The sequence below is a fragment of the Peribacillus sp. FW305-BF15 genome (assembly GCF_058783805.1).
In genome coordinates this window covers 75,223-91,682 of the sequence record NZ_JBYSYV010000015.1, presented here as the reverse complement: position 1 = coordinate 91,682, position 16,460 = coordinate 75,223, and the positions used below count along the sequence as shown (strand labels likewise).

General features: G+C 41.3%; 20 protein-coding genes and 1 pseudogene. 7 read left to right on the top strand and 14 right to left on the bottom strand.

All coding sequences use genetic code 11. The annotated features are described in order from the left end of the window. Positions 1–460: 460 nt before the first annotated feature. From AC3WLU_RS16995 to ccpC, 4 genes are all read right to left on the bottom strand, one after another. Positions 461–1,120, bottom strand: a complete 660-nt coding sequence (locus tag AC3WLU_RS16995) for a potassium channel family protein (protein WP_057279020.1) — start codon at positions 1,118–1,120, stop codon at positions 461–463. A 61-nt stretch (positions 1,121–1,181) separates the two neighbouring features. Beyond that, a complete protein-coding gene (locus AC3WLU_RS16990; protein WP_492597620.1) occupies positions 1,182–2,306 on the bottom strand; it encodes an N-acetyldiaminopimelate deacetylase in 1,125 nt (374 codons plus the stop codon). A 75-nt stretch (positions 2,307–2,381) separates the two neighbouring features. Then, a complete protein-coding gene (dapD, locus tag AC3WLU_RS16985) occupies positions 2,382–3,092 on the bottom strand; it encodes a 2,3,4,5-tetrahydropyridine-2,6-dicarboxylate N-acetyltransferase (protein WP_492597612.1) in 711 nt (236 codons plus the stop codon). Between the two features lie 124 nt (positions 3,093–3,216). Further along, complete coding sequence (ccpC, locus tag AC3WLU_RS16980) at positions 3,217–4,101, bottom strand: transcriptional regulator CcpC (RefSeq protein WP_034314080.1); 885 nt, start codon at positions 4,099–4,101, stop codon at positions 3,217–3,219. 113 nt (positions 4,102–4,214) lie between these two features. Here ccpC and AC3WLU_RS16975 point away from each other — a divergent pair, with 113 nt between their 5' ends. After that, positions 4,215–4,505 carry a TSUP family transporter gene (locus tag AC3WLU_RS16975; protein ID WP_492597611.1) on the top strand — a complete coding sequence of 97 codons (291 nt, stop codon included), beginning with the start codon at positions 4,215–4,217 and terminating at the stop codon, positions 4,503–4,505. A gap of 79 nt (positions 4,506–4,584) precedes the next feature. After that, positions 4,585–4,941 carry a TSUP family transporter gene (locus AC3WLU_RS16970; RefSeq protein ID WP_231892208.1) on the top strand — a complete coding sequence of 119 codons (357 nt, stop codon included), beginning with the start codon at positions 4,585–4,587 and terminating at the stop codon, positions 4,939–4,941. Positions 4,942–4,988: 47 nt separating this feature from the next. On the opposite strand, the gene AC3WLU_RS16965 is transcribed toward AC3WLU_RS16970, so the two are convergent. The 4 genes from AC3WLU_RS16965 to AC3WLU_RS16950 all read right to left on the bottom strand — a co-directional run bounded on the left by AC3WLU_RS16965 (position 4,989) and on the right by AC3WLU_RS16950 (position 7,687). After that, positions 4,989–6,482, bottom strand: coding sequence for an MDR family MFS transporter (locus AC3WLU_RS16965; RefSeq protein WP_492597619.1), 1,494 nt, complete (start codon positions 6,480–6,482; stop codon positions 4,989–4,991). 141 nt (positions 6,483–6,623) lie between these two features. Continuing rightward, positions 6,624–7,064: a cyclic-di-AMP-binding protein CbpB gene (cbpB, locus tag AC3WLU_RS16960; RefSeq protein ID WP_034314084.1), complete on the bottom strand. Its 441-nt coding sequence runs from the start codon at positions 7,062–7,064 to the stop codon at positions 6,624–6,626. A gap of 120 nt (positions 7,065–7,184) precedes the next feature. Then, positions 7,185–7,331 (bottom strand): hypothetical protein, encoded by a 147-nt coding sequence (locus tag AC3WLU_RS16955; RefSeq protein WP_094246583.1) that lies wholly within the window; start codon positions 7,329–7,331, stop codon positions 7,185–7,187. A gap of 116 nt (positions 7,332–7,447) precedes the next feature. After that, positions 7,448–7,687 (bottom strand): YkuJ family protein, encoded by a 240-nt coding sequence (locus AC3WLU_RS16950; RefSeq protein WP_034314086.1) that lies wholly within the window; start codon positions 7,685–7,687, stop codon positions 7,448–7,450. 183 nt (positions 7,688–7,870) lie between these two features. Between AC3WLU_RS16950 and AC3WLU_RS16945 the strand changes: the two genes are divergently transcribed. Together AC3WLU_RS16945 and AC3WLU_RS16940 are read left to right on the top strand one after the other, a co-directional pair. Next, entirely contained in the window at positions 7,871–8,830 is a 960-nt protein-coding gene (locus AC3WLU_RS16945; RefSeq protein ID WP_095679443.1) for an MBL fold metallo-hydrolase, read from the top strand. 89 nt (positions 8,831–8,919) lie between these two features. After that, entirely contained in the window at positions 8,920–9,153 is a 234-nt protein-coding gene (locus AC3WLU_RS16940) for a glutaredoxin family protein (RefSeq protein ID WP_492597610.1), read from the top strand. Between the two features lie 70 nt (positions 9,154–9,223). On the opposite strand, the gene AC3WLU_RS16935 is transcribed toward AC3WLU_RS16940, so the two are convergent. From AC3WLU_RS16935 to AC3WLU_RS16925, 3 genes are all read right to left on the bottom strand, one after another. Next, positions 9,224–9,703: a DUF3993 domain-containing protein gene (locus AC3WLU_RS16935; protein WP_427526029.1), complete on the bottom strand. Its 480-nt coding sequence runs from the start codon at positions 9,701–9,703 to the stop codon at positions 9,224–9,226. Positions 9,704–9,885: 182 nt separating this feature from the next. Beyond that, positions 9,886–10,113 (bottom strand): hypothetical protein, encoded by a 228-nt coding sequence (locus AC3WLU_RS16930; protein WP_057279016.1) that lies wholly within the window; start codon positions 10,111–10,113, stop codon positions 9,886–9,888. A gap of 74 nt (positions 10,114–10,187) precedes the next feature. Beyond that, a complete protein-coding gene (locus AC3WLU_RS16925; protein WP_057279015.1) occupies positions 10,188–11,393 on the bottom strand; it encodes an EAL domain-containing protein in 1,206 nt (401 codons plus the stop codon). A 473-nt stretch (positions 11,394–11,866) separates the two neighbouring features. Between AC3WLU_RS16925 and AC3WLU_RS16920 the strand changes: the two are divergent. Further along, positions 11,867–12,039 (top strand): annotated as a pseudogene (locus AC3WLU_RS16920) (transposase); the annotation flags it as partial. Here the strand turns inward: AC3WLU_RS16920 and AC3WLU_RS16915 are convergent. Beyond that, the gene (locus AC3WLU_RS16915) at positions 12,040–13,896 is read right to left on the bottom strand and encodes an SLC13 family permease (protein ID WP_063576951.1); all 1,857 of its coding nucleotides are present in this window, start codon (positions 13,894–13,896) and stop codon (positions 12,040–12,042) included. Positions 13,897–14,059: 163 nt separating this feature from the next. Here AC3WLU_RS16915 and AC3WLU_RS16910 point away from each other — a divergent pair, with 163 nt between their 5' ends. Continuing rightward, positions 14,060–14,923, top strand: a complete 864-nt coding sequence (locus AC3WLU_RS16910) for a metallophosphoesterase (protein WP_057279013.1) — start codon at positions 14,060–14,062, stop codon at positions 14,921–14,923. 171 nt (positions 14,924–15,094) lie between these two features. Here AC3WLU_RS16910 and crcB read toward each other — a convergent pair whose 3' ends face one another. Then, complete coding sequence (gene crcB, locus AC3WLU_RS16905) at positions 15,095–15,457, bottom strand: fluoride efflux transporter CrcB (protein WP_492597609.1); 363 nt, start codon at positions 15,455–15,457, stop codon at positions 15,095–15,097. Further along, positions 15,454–15,834, bottom strand: coding sequence for a fluoride efflux transporter FluC (locus tag AC3WLU_RS16900; RefSeq protein ID WP_057279012.1), 381 nt, complete (start codon positions 15,832–15,834; stop codon positions 15,454–15,456). Before AC3WLU_RS16900 ends, crcB begins: the two co-directional genes overlap by 4 nt. Before the next feature lie 162 nt (positions 15,835–15,996). Here AC3WLU_RS16900 and AC3WLU_RS16895 point away from each other — a divergent pair, with 162 nt between their 5' ends. After that, positions 15,997–16,308 carry a hypothetical protein gene (locus AC3WLU_RS16895; RefSeq protein WP_413000601.1) on the top strand — a complete coding sequence of 104 codons (312 nt, stop codon included), beginning with the start codon at positions 15,997–15,999 and terminating at the stop codon, positions 16,306–16,308. Positions 16,309–16,460: the final 152 nt, after the last annotated feature.

Genomic DNA, 16,460 nt, shown 5'->3' with positions numbered 1-16,460 from the left:
AGAAGCCCAGCATCATTTGGCTGGGCTTTTTTTGTTTAGGTTTGTAAATCCCCCCACCTTGAATTCCACTGGCACTCACTTTCCCCGGCGCCTTAGAAGCCTGCGGGGTCTACACGTCTCCCGCAGGATCTCGAATACCCGCTTCCAATCAATTTTCTTTTAAAAGTTAGATAGAACTCCTTTTGTCAACAGTCTTTCTTGTTTTAAAAATGGAAAGCTTCCGAAAGTAAACTGATAAGAAGCCTATTTTTGTTGATTCCACACTGTCGAAGTGCCGGAAACACGAGTTTATCATGTACGCAAAAATAATAAGGGAATTGAAAAATTGTCGATGAAGCTATTCTCTATAACTCCTTAAGATCCAATTAAAAAACCAAAAAGGTTTCGGAATGAGGCCATTCCGAAACCTTTTTGGTTTTCCTTTGATAAAAGCGCTGCTCGATTTTAGCAGGACGCTTACTTATTCCACAATTTTTTTTTCAAAGCGATTGATGTCCGAATCCGCGCCGATGACGATCAATATATCACCTTTATGTATTAAATCGCTCGCCTGTGGGGAAACATTAATTTCGTTCCCTCTTTTGATTGCGACTATATTCAGTCCATAGTGGGCACGGATATCAAGGTCAATTATCGAGTTTCCATTCATCTTTTGGCTTGCAACAATTTCGACGATGGAGTGTTCATCAGAAAGCTCCAAATAATCGAGAATATTATTGGAGACGATATTATGGGCAATTCTTCTCCCCATATCCCGTTCGGGGTGCACGACATAGTCGGCCCCGATTTTACGAAGAACCTTCTCGTGATAATCATTTTGCGCTTTAACCGTAACATTTCCGACACCCAATTCCTTAAGCATGAGAGTCGTCAATATACTGGCTTGAATATTCTCGCCAATCGCTACAATGACGTGATCAAAATTTCGTATCCCTATATTCCTTAGTACATTTTCATCTGTCGTATCCCCTACTACGGCATGTGAAGCTATTCTGGCAAATTCATTCACTCGATCTTCGTCGGCATCGATAGCCAGAACCCCTAATCCTTCTTCAGCTAATGTCTTGACTATGCTGCCGCCAAAACGGCCAAGTCCAATCACCGCAAATTCTTTTTTCACAATAAGCCCTCCAACGTCATTCGTTCTTTCTTTAGAGCATGTTCTGCACTGAAAATCATTTTTATGCTTTGCTTCCTTTAAACGTTATATAATCCGTTAAGTGATCGATCGCGAGTTCAATGGCTTTTTCGTCCGGGCTTAACTTGGCGTGATGCAATCCGTATTCCGATGAAACCCCCAGCCAGAACATGAATCCTGGAATCTCCTTTAACATATAACCAAAATCTTCGCCAGTCATTGCTTCAGTACATTCATGCAAATGAACAGCAGTTGACTTCTCTGTGAAATCCATGAATTCCCGGGTCAACCGCTCTTCATTATATACCTGATGATACATCGCGCCATAGTCGATTTCAGCCAAGCACTCATATCCTACTTGTATACCATCCACAAGCGCTTTTATCCTAGACTTGACCTTTACCATCGATTCGGGGTTAAGAGTGCGTATTGTGCCCTCTAACCGCGCTCTCTCCGCAATAATGTTTTGAACGGTGCCTCCAGTGATCTTCCCAACTGTAATGACAGCTGAATCTAGCGGATTGACATTCCTGGATACGATTGTTTGAAGCTGCCCTACAAGCGAGCAGGCCGCAATGACCATATCATTTGTTTCGTGCGGGTAGGCTGCATGCCCTCCCTTCCCCCTCAAATCGATGAATAATTCAGATGTATTGGCAAATAGAAGCCCTTCTTTAACGGCAATCGTCCCAACTGGATACTCCGGAGCAATATGTAAAGCAAGGATCATGTCAGGCTTCCATTTTTTCATCGTTTCCGATTTAAGCATTGGTTCAGCTCCGCCAGGACCCTCTTCTGCAGGCTGGAAGATGAATAGCAAGTCATCATCGATCGGATTTTCCGTGAAATATGTCAATAATCCCAAACCTATGCTCATATGAAAATCATGACCGCAGGCATGCATATATTCCTCGTGGTTGGATGCAAACGGCAATCCGGTTTCCTCTTTTATCGGCAAACCGTCTATATCAGCCCTGTAGCCTATGGTTTTTCGCGGGTTCATTCCCTTCACTTTCACGAATATCCCAGTTCGCCATGTTTCTATTTCCATTCGCTCCTGGGTCAGATTCGTTATGTAATTCAGTAGGTATTGCTGCGTCTTAAATTCTTTGAACCCTATCTCCGGTATTTGATGCAGATCACGCCGGATCTTGGCAAAAGGGTTTATTTTCACATTATTCCCTCCCTATACAGAAAGCGTGGATATAGTTATCCACGCTTCAGGCAATATTCACTAAAGAAATTAAAGTTGACGAAGTTCTTGCATGATTTCTGTTTTTGATTTTGTTTTTTCGTCAATTTGTTTAATGACCCTCGCCGGGATACCAGCAGCCACGGAATATGGAGGAACGTCTTTCGTTACGACGGCACCAGCAGCGACAACGGAACCTTTTCCGATTTTGACACCTTCCAGTACGACCGCATTGGCTCCGATCAATACATCATCTTCCAAAATGACCGGCTGTGCGGAAGGCGGCTCGATGACACCTGCTAAAACGGCACCAGCACCTACGTGACAGTTTTTGCCCACTGTTGCACGTCCGCCCAGTATTGCGTTCATGTCGATCATTGTACCTTCACCGATGACAGATCCAATATTGATTGATGCACCCATCATGATGACTGCGTTATCTCCAATGGAAACTTGGTCACGGATTATTGCGCCTGGCTCGATACGGGCTTTGATGCCTTTTAGATCCAATAAAGGAATGGCAGAGTTACGACGATCATTTTCAACTACATAATCCTCGATTTTTGTTCCTGCTGCCTTGATCGCTTCTTCGATTTCAGACCACTCACCGAATACAACTCCTGTATTTCCTGTTATGAAAGTTTTAGAAGCTGGACCAAAATCCAGGCCTTCTAAATCGCCTTTGACATATACCTTTACAGGTGTGGATTTTTTACTATTCGAGATAAAAGAAATAATTTCGTTTGCATCCATTTTATTCATTCCGGGTAAACCTCCTAAATATGTATCATTACTCGTTTTAAATTTACCAGACAACAGCCGGCAAGACAAGTTGAATGTCACTCATATATATTATTCTGCCCTATTGACATTTTCGTCGGCGGACCTATAACATTCCTTGGTCGCGAATATGCTCTTTAACCACTTCCGTGAATGCCTGGACTTGCTTTAACTGGAAGGCAGATTCATAGCCGCAAAGCCATGTATCACGTTCGATTGAGTGGTTATGCCCATCCAGTAGAGGGATTTTAAATACATTCGTATCTTTATCATGTAAAGTGATGGCTGGCAGGATCGCATATCCAATACCATTAAACACCATTTGTTTGCATGTTTCGATTTGATCAACGACTATGGTGTTTTTTGGTGTCGTTTGAAATTGCCGATGCCACCAATCTTGAATTTCCTGATAATAATTCGAATCGCTCTTAAACTGAATGAATGGACGGTCCGTTTCGAACACTTGATTCAGTTCCTTCATTTCAGTATCCACCAAATACAGCATATCCGTGAATAAATGCTGTTTTACGCCTTTCCAATCCGGTGCTCCCCTTATGATGCCAATATGCACTTGCCCTTCATACAAAGACTTTAAAATCTCACTGCTCCAGCCAGTGATCAAGGAAATTTTTGCATACGGATATTTTCGGACGAACTTTTTCAATACTTGCGGCAGCCAATTTTGACCGACAATCGAGGCACAGGCTATTTTCAAAGTGCCATATACTTCATGGTCCATGGCTTGAATACTTTCCCTGACCTTCTCTTCTTTTTCTATAACCTCATTGGCCAAACGAATTACCGCTTCACCTGCAGGCGTCAGTGACAGCCCTTTTTGTGAACGCAGAAACAGTTTCGAGCCCCAATCCTTTTCTATTGATTGTAAACGCTGGGATAAAGCCGGCTGGGAAACGAACAACCGCTCAGCTGCTTTTCTCATATTCATTTCCTGAGCAAGCACTGATAATAAATGAAATTCTGAAAATGACATACACACCAACCTCTTGATAATTAAATCTTATCATGATGATTTAATTTATTTAAATTTTATTATCAACAAAGTCCGCTTATAATACAAGAGAAAAGGAACGGAGTGAATATCCTTTGACGATCAATTTATTGCTTGCCATCAGTTTTGCAGCATCCTTTGTCGGGACATTGGCCCGGAGCGGCGGTCTCAACGGCATGCCGTCCCTTCTTTTGATAGGCCCACCCATTCACCAGGTTATTGGATCAGTCAAATTTCCCAATATGTTTTCTTCATTTTCTAGCTTTTATATTTTACTCAAGAAAAAGCAGCAAAAATTGAAGGATGCCCTCCAGTTAATCCCATTTGCCCTTTTTGGTGGCTTATGCGGCGGTCTGCTTGCTAATTCATTCCCGAGAAGGCAATGAATTTGTTAGCCATCTGCCTTTTGACTGTCGCTTTGATCATGAATTTCATCAAAAAACCGCAACCTTCCGATGAATCGGATTGGCATCTCCCAAAAAAAGTTTATCCATCCTATTCGGAATCAGTGTCTATGACGGAATGTTCGGACCGGGACAGGCGACCATGCTCATGTACACCTTTTTAAGAAATGGCGCCACCTACCTTCAATCCCTGGCCTTTACTAGATTCCAAACTTTCATTAGCTGTAGAGCTGCATTCATTACCTATTCATGGCCGGTAAATTGGATTGCCATTTATTACACGTTCGGTTCCCTGATCGGATCACGGCTGGCCTTGCGTGTGGCTCAAAAAATCTCCACTGGACAGTTGAGATTCATTTTACATTCGGTCACGATCGCATTATCGATTCAATTGGTCATCAGAGTTGCATTTCCTTAAAACAAAGGCAAACTACATTAACGAGTCTGCCTTTTTCCTATGCCTTCTTATTCTTCCTTATTCTTTCTTAGTCTCGTTAGAAACAGAAAGCTGATTACAGAGAAGACTAGAACAATGAGATAAATCGTCTGTAAAGACAATGTAAGTCCTTCCTGTAAAACATTTACCACATTTTCAGGAAGCGACGTGCGTTCTTCACTGTTCAACAATTTATTTGCCGTATCTATCGTCACTCCCGATCCGGCCGGCGCATGCTCGTTCAGATAAGCGTGAAGTCTCAAATTCATGATTCCTCCAAGTAATGCAGCACCTACAGTATTTCCTAAATTACGCATGAACATATTGGAAGCTGTCGCAATACCCCTTCGTTCCCAGCTGACGGTTTTTTGAATGACGACAATGAATGAAGTAGAAGTCAAGCCCATGCCTACACCGACAAAGAAGGATCCCATGGCGGCAATAATGGGCCCAGCTTCCGGCTTCATCCATACTAGGATCAGACTCCCAAGGATCAATGAGCACCCTCCAAGAAGGGAGGTTGATTTAAATCCTATTTTCAACAATAACTTGCCTGACACCATAGATGCGATCGGCCAGCCAATTGACATGGCTGTCAATGTAAAACCAGCTACCGTAGGCGAGCGCTCCATCACGCCCTGAACGAATGTGGGGAGGAAACTTGATAATCCAATCATCATCACCCCTGTCGTCAAGGATACTAGGTTCGCAATCAGAATGGAACGCTCCTGCCAGATTTCAAATGGCATCATCGGTTCGGCTGCTTTCTTTTCCTGAAGAATGAATAGGATAAAGGTGATGATGGCCACTAATGCCAAGGATATGACCGGAGCTGAAGTCCATGACCATTTCACTCCTCCTTCTACGAGCAGCACCATAAGAGTGGATATGGACAATGTCAATAGCGTTGCACCTAGGTAATCGATATCACGTTTTTTCTTTTCGATATTTTCATGAAGGAATAACCAAATTCCAATAAAAGATAGTACGCCCAAAGGAATATTGACCCAAAAGACAAGTTTCCAAGTCAGGGATTCAACGAGCAAGCCGCCCAATGCTGGTCCCATTACCGCAGAAATGCCCCAAACGCTCGAAAGATACCCTTGAACGCGTGCCCTCTCTTCATTTTTATAGATATCACCAATAATTGTCGAGGCTACAGGCGCTACAGCTCCCGCCCCAAAACCTTGTACAAAGCGATAAATGATGAGTTCCGTCATTGAATTGGAAAAGCCGCAAAGAATGGAGCCGATTAAAAAGACAACGATTCCAAATAATAAGACGGGTTTTCTCCCGAGTATGTCCGATAGCTTTCCGTAGATTAAAACTGTTACGGCGTTCATTAACAAATAGCCTGAAAACACCCAGCTGTATAGTGAAAAACCACCTAAATCACTTACAATGGCCGGCATTGCCGTCGAAACGATCGTTCCTTCAATAGCATTCATAAACATCGCTAACATGATGGCAGCCAATATGAAGGGACGTTTCAATTTTTTATTCTGCACGTTTGCACTATCCATTGCATGGCCCAATTTTTGCATCCTCTCCTAATAGATCCTACCTGTTAATAGACTTCACCACTAACTGGATCAAATATGTAAAAAAACAAGAAAACTCGCCAACTGGCGAGTCTTGGGGTTAACCGTCATTTTATGCCTTGCTTATTTATCAGGTGTATTTTGTTTAAATACTTTTTTCAAGATTGCCCTTCTTGTTAAGATGCCTTCAAATACATGTTCGTCATTCTCCACACAGACAAACGGATGATCAATCAACAATTCCACACCCTTGGTCAATGTATCTTCAATATGCAGGCGAGGTATTTCTATATTCATTATTTCGGAAACTTTTTTATGCTCAAGATTATCAAATTCAATTCGTTCCAGTCCCAAGATTGAATCGAGAATGACTGGTGTGCTAATTAAACCATGCAGTTTATACATCGGATCTAACACAGGAATGGCCGTATAACCGCTCTTTGTTAATACCAATAGTGCATGTTCTAAGTTATTGGTTACCTGCACGTGGGCCACGCGTTCAGAAGAAATCATTAAATCTTTAACGCTGGATTCCAATAAATCCCCATCATGAGTACCGATCATGTTAAAACCCCTTACCATATGTTTTTATAAACAGCTCTTTCTATAGTTTAACATATGTAAGCAGAAAAGGCTCATTCCTAGACCAATAAAATCCCAATTGGCGGGATTCGTGAGAGACCCTTAGCCCTTACTAGTTTTGATGTTAACCTGTTTAAAACCGCATTCCGGGCATTGATAAATCACATTTTGGTTGGATTGTGCCGTTAATACATTTTCCATTTCCCTTTCCTCACCGCATTCCGGGCATATTACCATCGGATTTTTCATTTACATCCCTCCAACTAATAAGATGTCGTAAAAATCACTACTTCATTCAGTAAAAATTGACCGGTTTTTCACAATAAAAAAGCCGCTTCCAATGGAAGGCGGCTTTTTGTGTTTTTTTAAGATTGAAGAAGATCAAAGATTTCAATGGTAATCATATCAATATTATCAAATTGATATTTTGATGATTTCCCTTTATCACTGTATACTTCAAGCTCGAACATTTCTGTTTTGCTGAAATATGTAACCTGGCACTTTTTCACACCATCTATTTCAAAAAAACGTTGAGCAGATTCAGATTCCTTCGCTTGCTCTTGAAGACTTTTCAATCTGGTAAGGATGCCCTGTAATTGAGACATACTCCCTCTCCTTTCTGAATAAAACCTTTTCGATAGGTTTCACTATACCATACTTTTCTATCCAGTAGCCACGCGGAAATAAATTCAGAATAATTTAAAACTTCATTCTTTACATGGCACTATTAACAGAATAAAATAAGGAATGGATTTTGTACATGAAAAATTTTCTGGGGGTAGATTCTGTTGCAAAACATTAGTGAGCTTGGTTTTCGAATTTCATTGATTGATGGTTTTGATTTGGATAGAAGAAATCGTACAGGAACATATGTAATTGCCGATGAGGACATCACCTTAGTCGAAACTTCCGCCAGCCCTTCCATCCCCCACTTAATGAAGGGGCTCGAACATTTGGGAATCGCCCTCGAAGATATTACATATATCATTCTTACCCATATTCATTTGGACCATGCAGGTGGAGCTGGACTTTTTTTACAGCATTGTCCGAATGCCAAAGTGATCGTCCACCCAAAAGGCGCAAGGCATCTAGAAGATCCAACGCGTTTGATCGCTGGGGCTAAAGCAGTCTATGGTGAAGAATTCAACAAGCTTTTCGATCCGATATTACCTATACCTTTTGAAAGAATGCTGATTAAACAAGATAGGGAATCCCTAAAAACAAGTGATACTTCCACGTTGACCTTTTATGATACGCCAGGACACGCGAACCATCATTTAAGCATATACGATTCGGTTTCAAAAGGGATGTTTTCAGGTGACACCGTAGGCATCTATTATCGTGAACTCGATGAAGAAGGTTTGGAATTTTACTTACCGTCCACATCGCCAAACCAATTTAATCCCGACGCGATGCTTGCTGCAGCGGAATTGTATGAAAGCATTGGCGTCGAACGTATATATTTTGGCCATTACGGCGTATCGGAAAACCCTAAGGAAGTATATAAACAACTTCATTACTGGCTGCCTAAATTTGTGGAGACTGCCAAATCGGCATATAGGGAATATGCTAGCTTCGAGGATCAAGTGGCAGCAACCAGTAAAAATATTTTCACGGAAGTCGCTGTTCATTTAGGCGAAAAAGGAATCACTGCTGATCATCCAGTTTTTGAAATCATTGCCATGGACTTGAACGTTTGTTCCATGGGATTGATAGACTATCTTGTAAAACAGGAGAAAGATCGGTAAAACGATCCTTGAGGTTTATCCCTATTCAAATGTCTTGGCATTCTCTATAATGAAAAAGTACCTTACTAAATCATATATGGAGGAATGAAATGAAAGACGTTACACTCTATACCCAACCTGATTGCCCTCCCTGCAAAATCATGAAAATGTTCTTTGATGATAATAATATAGTATACAAAGAAAAAGATATTAAAGCAGATGGGCATGCACGTAAAGAACTAACCAATAAATATGGGGCTTATTCCACACCAACGGTCGTCATCGATGGGAAAGCCATTATTGGTTTGGAATTGGACGAAATAAAAAAGGAATTGAATATATAATAAAAAGTCTAGAGAAGGCTGTGGCCTTCTCTAGACTTTTTCATTTCAGCTTCCTTTAAAATCCCCCATTCTATTTTCTGTTTTCATACTTTACATCCTTTACCTTCCAAGCGCCATTTTCCTTTTTCAAAGTAACTGCTTCTACATGTTTTTCCATCGTTACAGGTCCGTCCCCATTGTCCTGGAATTCTTCCTGAACATAAATGACATCACCTTTTTTCCCATATACAATTTCCGTATTCTTATCGTAACTGAAGAAAGGGATATAATACGGAGCGAAATCTGAACCAAATGCGGTATAACCGCCATCGACTTTCACTACATTCGCTTGGACGAACTTCTCGATGAAATCACCAGTGAAATGTTTTTCCAACTTCCCTTCAATCGCTTCCTTAGAACGTACTTCCTCACTGATCGAAACCTGATTCTCCATGGCATCATGTATTAAAGATAGTACTTCCTCTCTATGTAAGCCCTCCGCTGAAGCAGTGCCCCCCCCACTTAAAAATAAAAGGACGCTGGCAAGACATGCAACTAAATATTTACTCATTACAATCATCTCCTCGTTATAGAATTTCTCCTAATGATTCGGATTTTTTGCCTATGTCTTTCAATACCCGTCCAGGTCAAAGCCAAACTACAAAATCACATTCTCCGTTAGACCTTGAAACCATCGCCCATTTTTCACAATAAAAAAGAAGATTTCATGATATTGAAATCTTCTTCTTACAACTATCGAAAAGCATAGTAAAAAATAAAACCGGCAACCAAAATCGTCCCAATAAAAAGAGAAACGAATATCGGGTTCTTTAAATAAGGATGTTCCTTAACTGAATCATCGATAGTCGAATCATAACCGGCTTTCACTTTCTGTGCCCTTGCTACAGAATAAGTATAAAAGAGCAGATATAACGCCATGACTGTAACGATAATGATTAGAATCCAGATGTACGTGCTCAAAATATGTCTCCTCCAAGCGCATCATTTCTGCTTATCGTTACACATTTAAAGCGATTATATTCATGAATCGTTTTTTATAATAGTGCTTCATTTTCATATAAATAACTATAAGAAAGATCACAGAAAATATATTCCTTATTATTCAGTGGATAGGAAAAGGTCCGAATGGTTTCCCCCGTTTCAATATCACTGTATAAATCGGATAACCTTCCTTTTTTCTCGTTACGCATCTTTACAATATTTTCGAGGAAATAAGGTCTCCAGCTCCAATTTTTATTCATATAACTCGGTTGGACCATCCATTGTCCGTCCTTATGGAGGATATTGGGGGATTTTTGATACCCCGCTTCATCACATATATATAGACGAAAACATATTGAATCCAATTTTTTCGCCAAAACTCCGAGAAACTCTTCATGGGAGCCGGCCCGCTTGTGCTGTTTTAAGAAGTTATGCATATTCTCGTTGAATTGCAAAGTCTTTTGATAAACGGCTTCAAGCTTCTTGGTCTCTAAAGAAATGAAGGACTGGCATTCTTGATGGAATTTTTCACGAAGTAAATCTTTATTAATGAATTCGCCTTCCGGTTTCGCCAAGAAATACCCTTGATAATATCGTCCCCCATTCTTCCATGCAAAGCGAAGCTGGTATTCGGACTCAATGTTCTCAAATAGTAAGTTGGCGCCGATTTTACGTGCTAGCATGCTTAAAGAAAACAGGATGACCTGATAGGCATCCCCACCTGAGATGCGAAGCTGGTCCAGGTTAACTTTTAAAATATTCGGAGAAATCTGTGCGATTCGGTCCAGTTGCGTATCTTGTCCTAAATGATCTAAAGCTATCTTAATCCCATATGTTTTAAAGTAAGCAAGCACATGCTGCAGAGGATCTATGTTTTCCGGACTGATCGTGTCTGATAATTCCAAAACGATCCGGTGCATTTCCTCCGGTTGAAAATGACGGTGTAAAATCTCCATGAATTCTTCGCCATGATCCAGCATAAGCAAATTAGGATCTCTGTTGATAAAGATAAGAAAATCTTCACCATAGTCCTTTATTCTCTCCAAGGCAATTTCAAGTACGTAATTATCCACTTCCACCCTATACTCTTCCGGCACTGCAGAATCGTGAAAAAATGGGCCAAGGCTTTTATATTCAGATTGTTCCTCATAGCGCCCTAGAATTTCATACCCGATTACCTGATGTTGATCTGCACTGAAAATCGGTTGAAAGAATGGTGTCACCCTGTCTAAATTCTTTAATATCTTTTCTGTATCCATGATGCATCTTCCCCCTAATTACGAAAACACCAATATGCCAAAATTATACCATTAGTTTCTTGCATTGATAATAAATAATTTTAATTCCTACTGCATAACTCTTTTTTCAATACACTAAAATTCCCCATTCATCCTATCGTTTTGAAAAGAAATACATTGAAAAGGCATTGTCCGGAACAATGCCTACCATTTTTTATGGTTTGTAAATGAACGCTGATTTCCTCTCCAGGCACTCGCTTTCCGCAGGCGGTCCGGGAGCCTCCTCGGCGTCTTTGCGCCTGCGGGGTCTCCCCTCTCCCCTGGCCTCGCTTTTCACGCAGGAGTCTCGAACACCCGCTCCAATCAACTTTCTTTAACTTTTAGATAGAACCCTTTGCCTAAAGTCTTCATGGTTTTAAATAGAATTAATAAAACTAGATCTGACAGGATGCATATCTGTGTCATCATCAAGATATAAAACCTATATATGCTAACGTAAAGAAACGATTGAGCTTGTATCCGCAGATGCAAAAGAAAAGCATGGTATGCATTGAATACTTTAAGGGGACTTAAAAAATTGTCGATTGCTGCGATGCTTACTTTCGCTGCGATTAATTTAAAGAAACTGAAGGCATTGTCCATAAATGGAACAATGCCTTCAGTCTGATCAAAAAGGGAAGAACCATGGTATCGTGATCACCATGATAACGCCAATGAAAATCTGTATGGATATCCCGATCATGATAAAATCTTTATGCTTGTAATCACCTGCCGTCATGACAAGCGCGTTCGTAGTGGCAACCCTTGGAGTGGATAACGCCAAACTGCCAGCAACGGCAAGGCATAGAAACACAGGAAGTGGATCGATTCCTTGATTAACCGCAGATGTCAGGGCGATGGGCGTCATGATAACCGTCGCGGCTCCATACGGGATGAATTGGCTCAGGATCAGTGTCAGGAGGTAAAAGACCGCTAAAATGCCGTGTGCTCCGATATTACTGAATAAAACGGCAAGCCAATCACTTATCATTCTCACTCCACCCGTATTATCCAATGCAGCCGTAATTCCGAACATGGCAGCTATCAATAGCACAGGCTCCCAGTTAATCTTTTGGTAAGCATCCTCCATCGAACGGACACAGCCAGTAACCACCATCAACAATGCAGCCGTCAATACCGACAGTACAGCAGGGACGGATTCCATCGATAAAAGAATGACCATCAAAGCAGTGATTCCCAAGGCAATCCACGCTTTGCCCTTGGAATTCACCGGAGAGCCATCTTCTGATGTACTCCCAATAACGATGACATCCTGCAAATCCGAGGAAATCCTTTCAATGTTCTCCCATTCTCCATGTATCAGGATTGCATCCCCCGGTTTCAGGCGTTCCGTTCCGACATCCGCTTGAATATATTCGCCATTCCGATTGATTGCCAGTACATTACATTGGTATTTCTCACGAAAATGGACATCTATCAAAGTTTGATTTTCATAATCCGAGTTCGGGACGATCAATATTTCCGTCAATCCAAATCTACTGCTAAGAAAATGTTTCTTTATTTGTTCGGTATTGAAATGTTTAAATTCCAGTTCATAGTTAAGTGCCAATCTCTCAACTGCCTCTTCTTCTCCAAACACCAAAATGATATCTTCAGGGTGAAGAACCTCATCCGCCCTGGCTGAAATCGTCTGCTGCCTTTGCAACAGCGGCAGTTGCTTATCCTTTGGCTTCCGCTGGATTTCAATTAAAGTCAATTCATACTGAATAGGAAGCTGGAGGTCCGACAGCCTTTCCCCAACAATATCGGAAGTGGCGGGTATATGCAGATAATGCAATCGGTCATATACTTTGTACATGCCGGCAAGCTCCCCTGCCGACAGTCCCTTTACACTATTGTTCGCTGCAATGGTCTTCTCGGGAAGCAACAGGCGTCCGAGTGTCAACATGAAGAATAACCCTGCTGCAAAGGCGACTAAGCCCACAGGTGTAAAGTCAAAAAATGACAAATTCCCTATTCCATTTTGCCGTAATACATCAGCGACGATCATATTGGAGGGAGTACCCGTAAGTGTTAATAGCCCTCCAATACTGCTTGCATAGGCAAGGGGCAATAAATACCTTGTCGGACTTGTTTTTTGTTGTAAGGCCATGCTCATGACGAGCGGCAGCAGTATGGAAACAATTCCAGTTCCGCTTAAAAAAGCACTTAATATTCCTGCTGTCAGCATGACGATAAGCAGCGATTTCCATTCACTGCCCCCACATAAACCCAACAACTTGTTTCCTGCCTTTTCCACGATTCCTGTATTTAACAGGCCGGCACCGACTATGAATAGCCCAGCCAGCATGATGACCACTTGATTCGCAAAACCGGCCACTAGTTCATCCAATGAAAGAATCCCCAGTAACCCAAGAATGGATAGCGCACTAAGTGCAATTAAATCTGCTCGAAATTTTCCTTGTATAAAAAGCGCAATCGCGCATAGAAGTATAATCAGTGTAATAAACATTGGTTCGGTCATCATGTTACCTCCGTATAGATGTTCAATTTCAAACCGGATACGGTTTCATCAAACCCCAGTTTACATGTTTTTCATAAGCTTATAGAAGATATTTTCTTCAATTTATGTATATTGTTTGTTAGTATGAGGAAGTAACATTTTTATATTAGATAGGTTGATTAATTTGAATAAACCCATTTCCAGAAGAACATTCTTAAAGAAAAGTCTTGGTACTTTGGCTACCTTAACCGGTTTAGGTATTGGCGGAAACTTTTATGCCCATAATTTGGAGCCGAAATGGTTGGAAACCAAGCATAAAATCATCAGCAATCCGCTTATCCCAAAAGGTTTTCATGGCATGAAAATGGTCCAATTCAGCGATACGCATTTAGGCTTTCAATTTCAGCTTAAGGATTTACAAGCAATTGTCAATAAGATAAACGAACTGGACCCTGATGTTATTTTATTTACTGGAGATTTAATGGACCAGCCTAATAAATACAAGGCTCACCAAAAAATCCCTCTCGTTTTGAATCAGCTCAAAGCGCCGCTTGGAAAATTCAGCATCTACGGTAACCATGATCATGGGGGATATGGCTCGGAAATTTACAGCGATATCATGGAAAAATCCCATTTTACCATGTTGCAAAATACCTCAGCTAAGATAACCTTATTAACGGCTGAAGAAATAATCATTGCCGGCGTTGATGATGCCATGCTAGGAAAGCCGGATTTTGAAAAAGCCCTTTTCGGCATCCCGAAAGAAGTGTTCACCATCATGCTTTCACATGCCCCTGACCTTGCCGACATATCAAGGACTTACGACATCCAGTATCAAATAAGCGGTCACAGTCATGGAGGTCAAGTGCAAATCCCCTTCGCCGGTGCCCTGGTAACTCCCCCATACGCTGAAAAGTACCGGGAAGGCACATATGAAATCGATTCATTAACGTTACATGTTAATCGAGGCCTTGGCACTACCCGTCTCCCCTATCGTTTTCTTTCACGTCCGGAGTTAACTGTTTACGAATTCCAAGCCGAAAAATGATAGAAAAAGAACACAGGGGAAAACCGCCACACTTATTAACAAAACCTGTGCGGATAAAACAACTTGTTGCCCTGAATCATTTGTAATCGACTCCTATGAATTATAGCATTAGATGTATATCTGAGAAAACCAGGTTTTTTTTACCAGTACCCGTGGTAATTGCCATAAAGGTTATACCATACTTAAATAGCCACATAGGAAAGTGCCGATACAACCTAAAACAGACACCGTTATATAGATAAGGCAATCTATATAACGGTGTTTTCTTATAAGTTCAAGTGTTTCCATACTGAATGTTGAAAAGGTCGTAAAAGCGCCAAGGAAACCTATAGTCAGAAAAACCTGCAAAGATAAAGCCCAGCTTTCTTTCTGTGGCAACACCATTCCCAGCCCAAAGGATCCTATAAGATTAATCAGTAAAATGCTAAAGGGTATCGAGACGGCTGGCAATAGCCTATTAAAAATAATCTGCAAGACATATCTAGAAGCTGCCCCAAAAAAGCCTCCTATAAAAACTGAAAGGACCTCAATCAAAGAGTCTCACCTCTCCTTTTTTCAAACAGGCCCAGTCCAAGGAAACCAGCGGCCAAACCAAATAAAAGCGTGGCTCCAAGATACATTCCCGCCAATGGCAGAGAAGTCTGCAGGAGATTCACCACTTCCTGAGAAAATGTGGACATTGTGGTAAAACCGCCGCAAAACCCGCTGCCCAGGGCAAAAAAAACAAACGATTTCTTTTTTGAGGCGAAATACCCATTTATCATTCCAAGTAAAAAGCTGCCTACTATATTTATTAAGAGGGTTCCAAGTGGGAAGAAGGAATGGCCGGCAGACAAGATTACGCAATAACGCAATATCGCTCCAGCCGCTCCTCCAAAACCGACTGCAAAAATGTTTTTAAACCTTTCCATCCAGGACACCCCAAATTTTTATCATAAGTAGCTTCATTATAACAGATTAAGATGAAACAGGCTCTTTTCTTTAAAAAATCCATACTATGTAAAGAATTTGAGAAAAGGAGGCTAATTATGCAAACACAGTATTTACCTTACTACCACTATCCACAGACCATAATGCTGCAGAACGATTACAGAAATGCATATGGGAATGAATATGGACCTGGATATTGGAATGACGAGCGCTTCTTTCCTTTCTTTCCGCTATTGGCTCCTGTAGCTTTTGTTGCAGGATTGGCAATTGGACCGTTGCTATTCAATAACCGTCCACCTGTCTATCCTCCATATCCTCCTCCATACCCGCCCGCCTACCCTCCTTACCCTGCTTATCCAGCGTACCCGCCCTATCAAGGCTTTCAGGGTTACCAACAACAACAATTCGGCGCACAGGCTGGGGTATCTGAAAATATCAATATCTACACTCAATAAGAGTTGGACAGAAGGCGACATAAACGCCTTCTTTTTCTTGGACCAAAAGGGAGCCGAATTGAATTTTACTTCCCTATATATTTTGAAGTGGTATAATATGAAAATGAATAGATGGTAAAGTGTTGGGAAATGATGGTCATACCCTAGAGATG

Excerpts from the sequence above, each read along its gene's own strand:
- dapD (WP_492597612.1), bottom strand. The coding sequence starts at position 3,092 with ATGAATAAAATGGATGCAAACGAAATTATTTCTTTTATCTCGAATAGT.
- ccpC (WP_034314080.1), bottom strand. The coding sequence starts at position 4,101 with ATGTCATTTTCAGAATTTCATTTATTATCAGTGCTTGCTCAGGAAATG.
- AC3WLU_RS16965 (WP_492597619.1), bottom strand. The coding sequence starts at position 6,482 with ATGGATAGTGCAAACGTGCAGAATAAAAAATTGAAACGTCCCTTCATA.
- cbpB (WP_034314084.1), bottom strand. The coding sequence starts at position 7,064 with ATGATCGGTACTCATGATGGGGATTTATTGGAATCCAGCGTTAAAGAT.
- AC3WLU_RS16955 (WP_094246583.1), bottom strand. The coding sequence starts at position 7,331 with ATGAAAAATCCGATGGTAATATGCCCGGAATGCGGTGAGGAAAGGGAA.
- AC3WLU_RS16950 (WP_034314086.1), bottom strand. The coding sequence starts at position 7,687 with ATGTCTCAATTACAGGGCATCCTTACCAGATTGAAAAGTCTTCAAGAG.
- AC3WLU_RS16940 (WP_492597610.1), top strand. The coding sequence starts at position 8,920 with ATGAAAGACGTTACACTCTATACCCAACCTGATTGCCCTCCCTGCAAA.
- AC3WLU_RS16935 (WP_427526029.1), bottom strand. The coding sequence starts at position 9,703 with ATGAGTAAATATTTAGTTGCATGTCTTGCCAGCGTCCTTTTATTTTTA.
- AC3WLU_RS16925 (WP_057279015.1), bottom strand. The coding sequence starts at position 11,393 with ATGGATACAGAAAAGATATTAAAGAATTTAGACAGGGTGACACCATTC.
- AC3WLU_RS16915 (WP_063576951.1), bottom strand. The coding sequence starts at position 13,896 with ATGACCGAACCAATGTTTATTACACTGATTATACTTCTATGCGCGATT.
- AC3WLU_RS16900 (WP_057279012.1), bottom strand. The coding sequence starts at position 15,834 with ATGGAAAGGTTTAAAAACATTTTTGCAGTCGGTTTTGGAGGAGCGGCT.
- AC3WLU_RS16895 (WP_413000601.1), top strand. The coding sequence starts at position 15,997 with ATGCTGCAGAACGATTACAGAAATGCATATGGGAATGAATATGGACCT.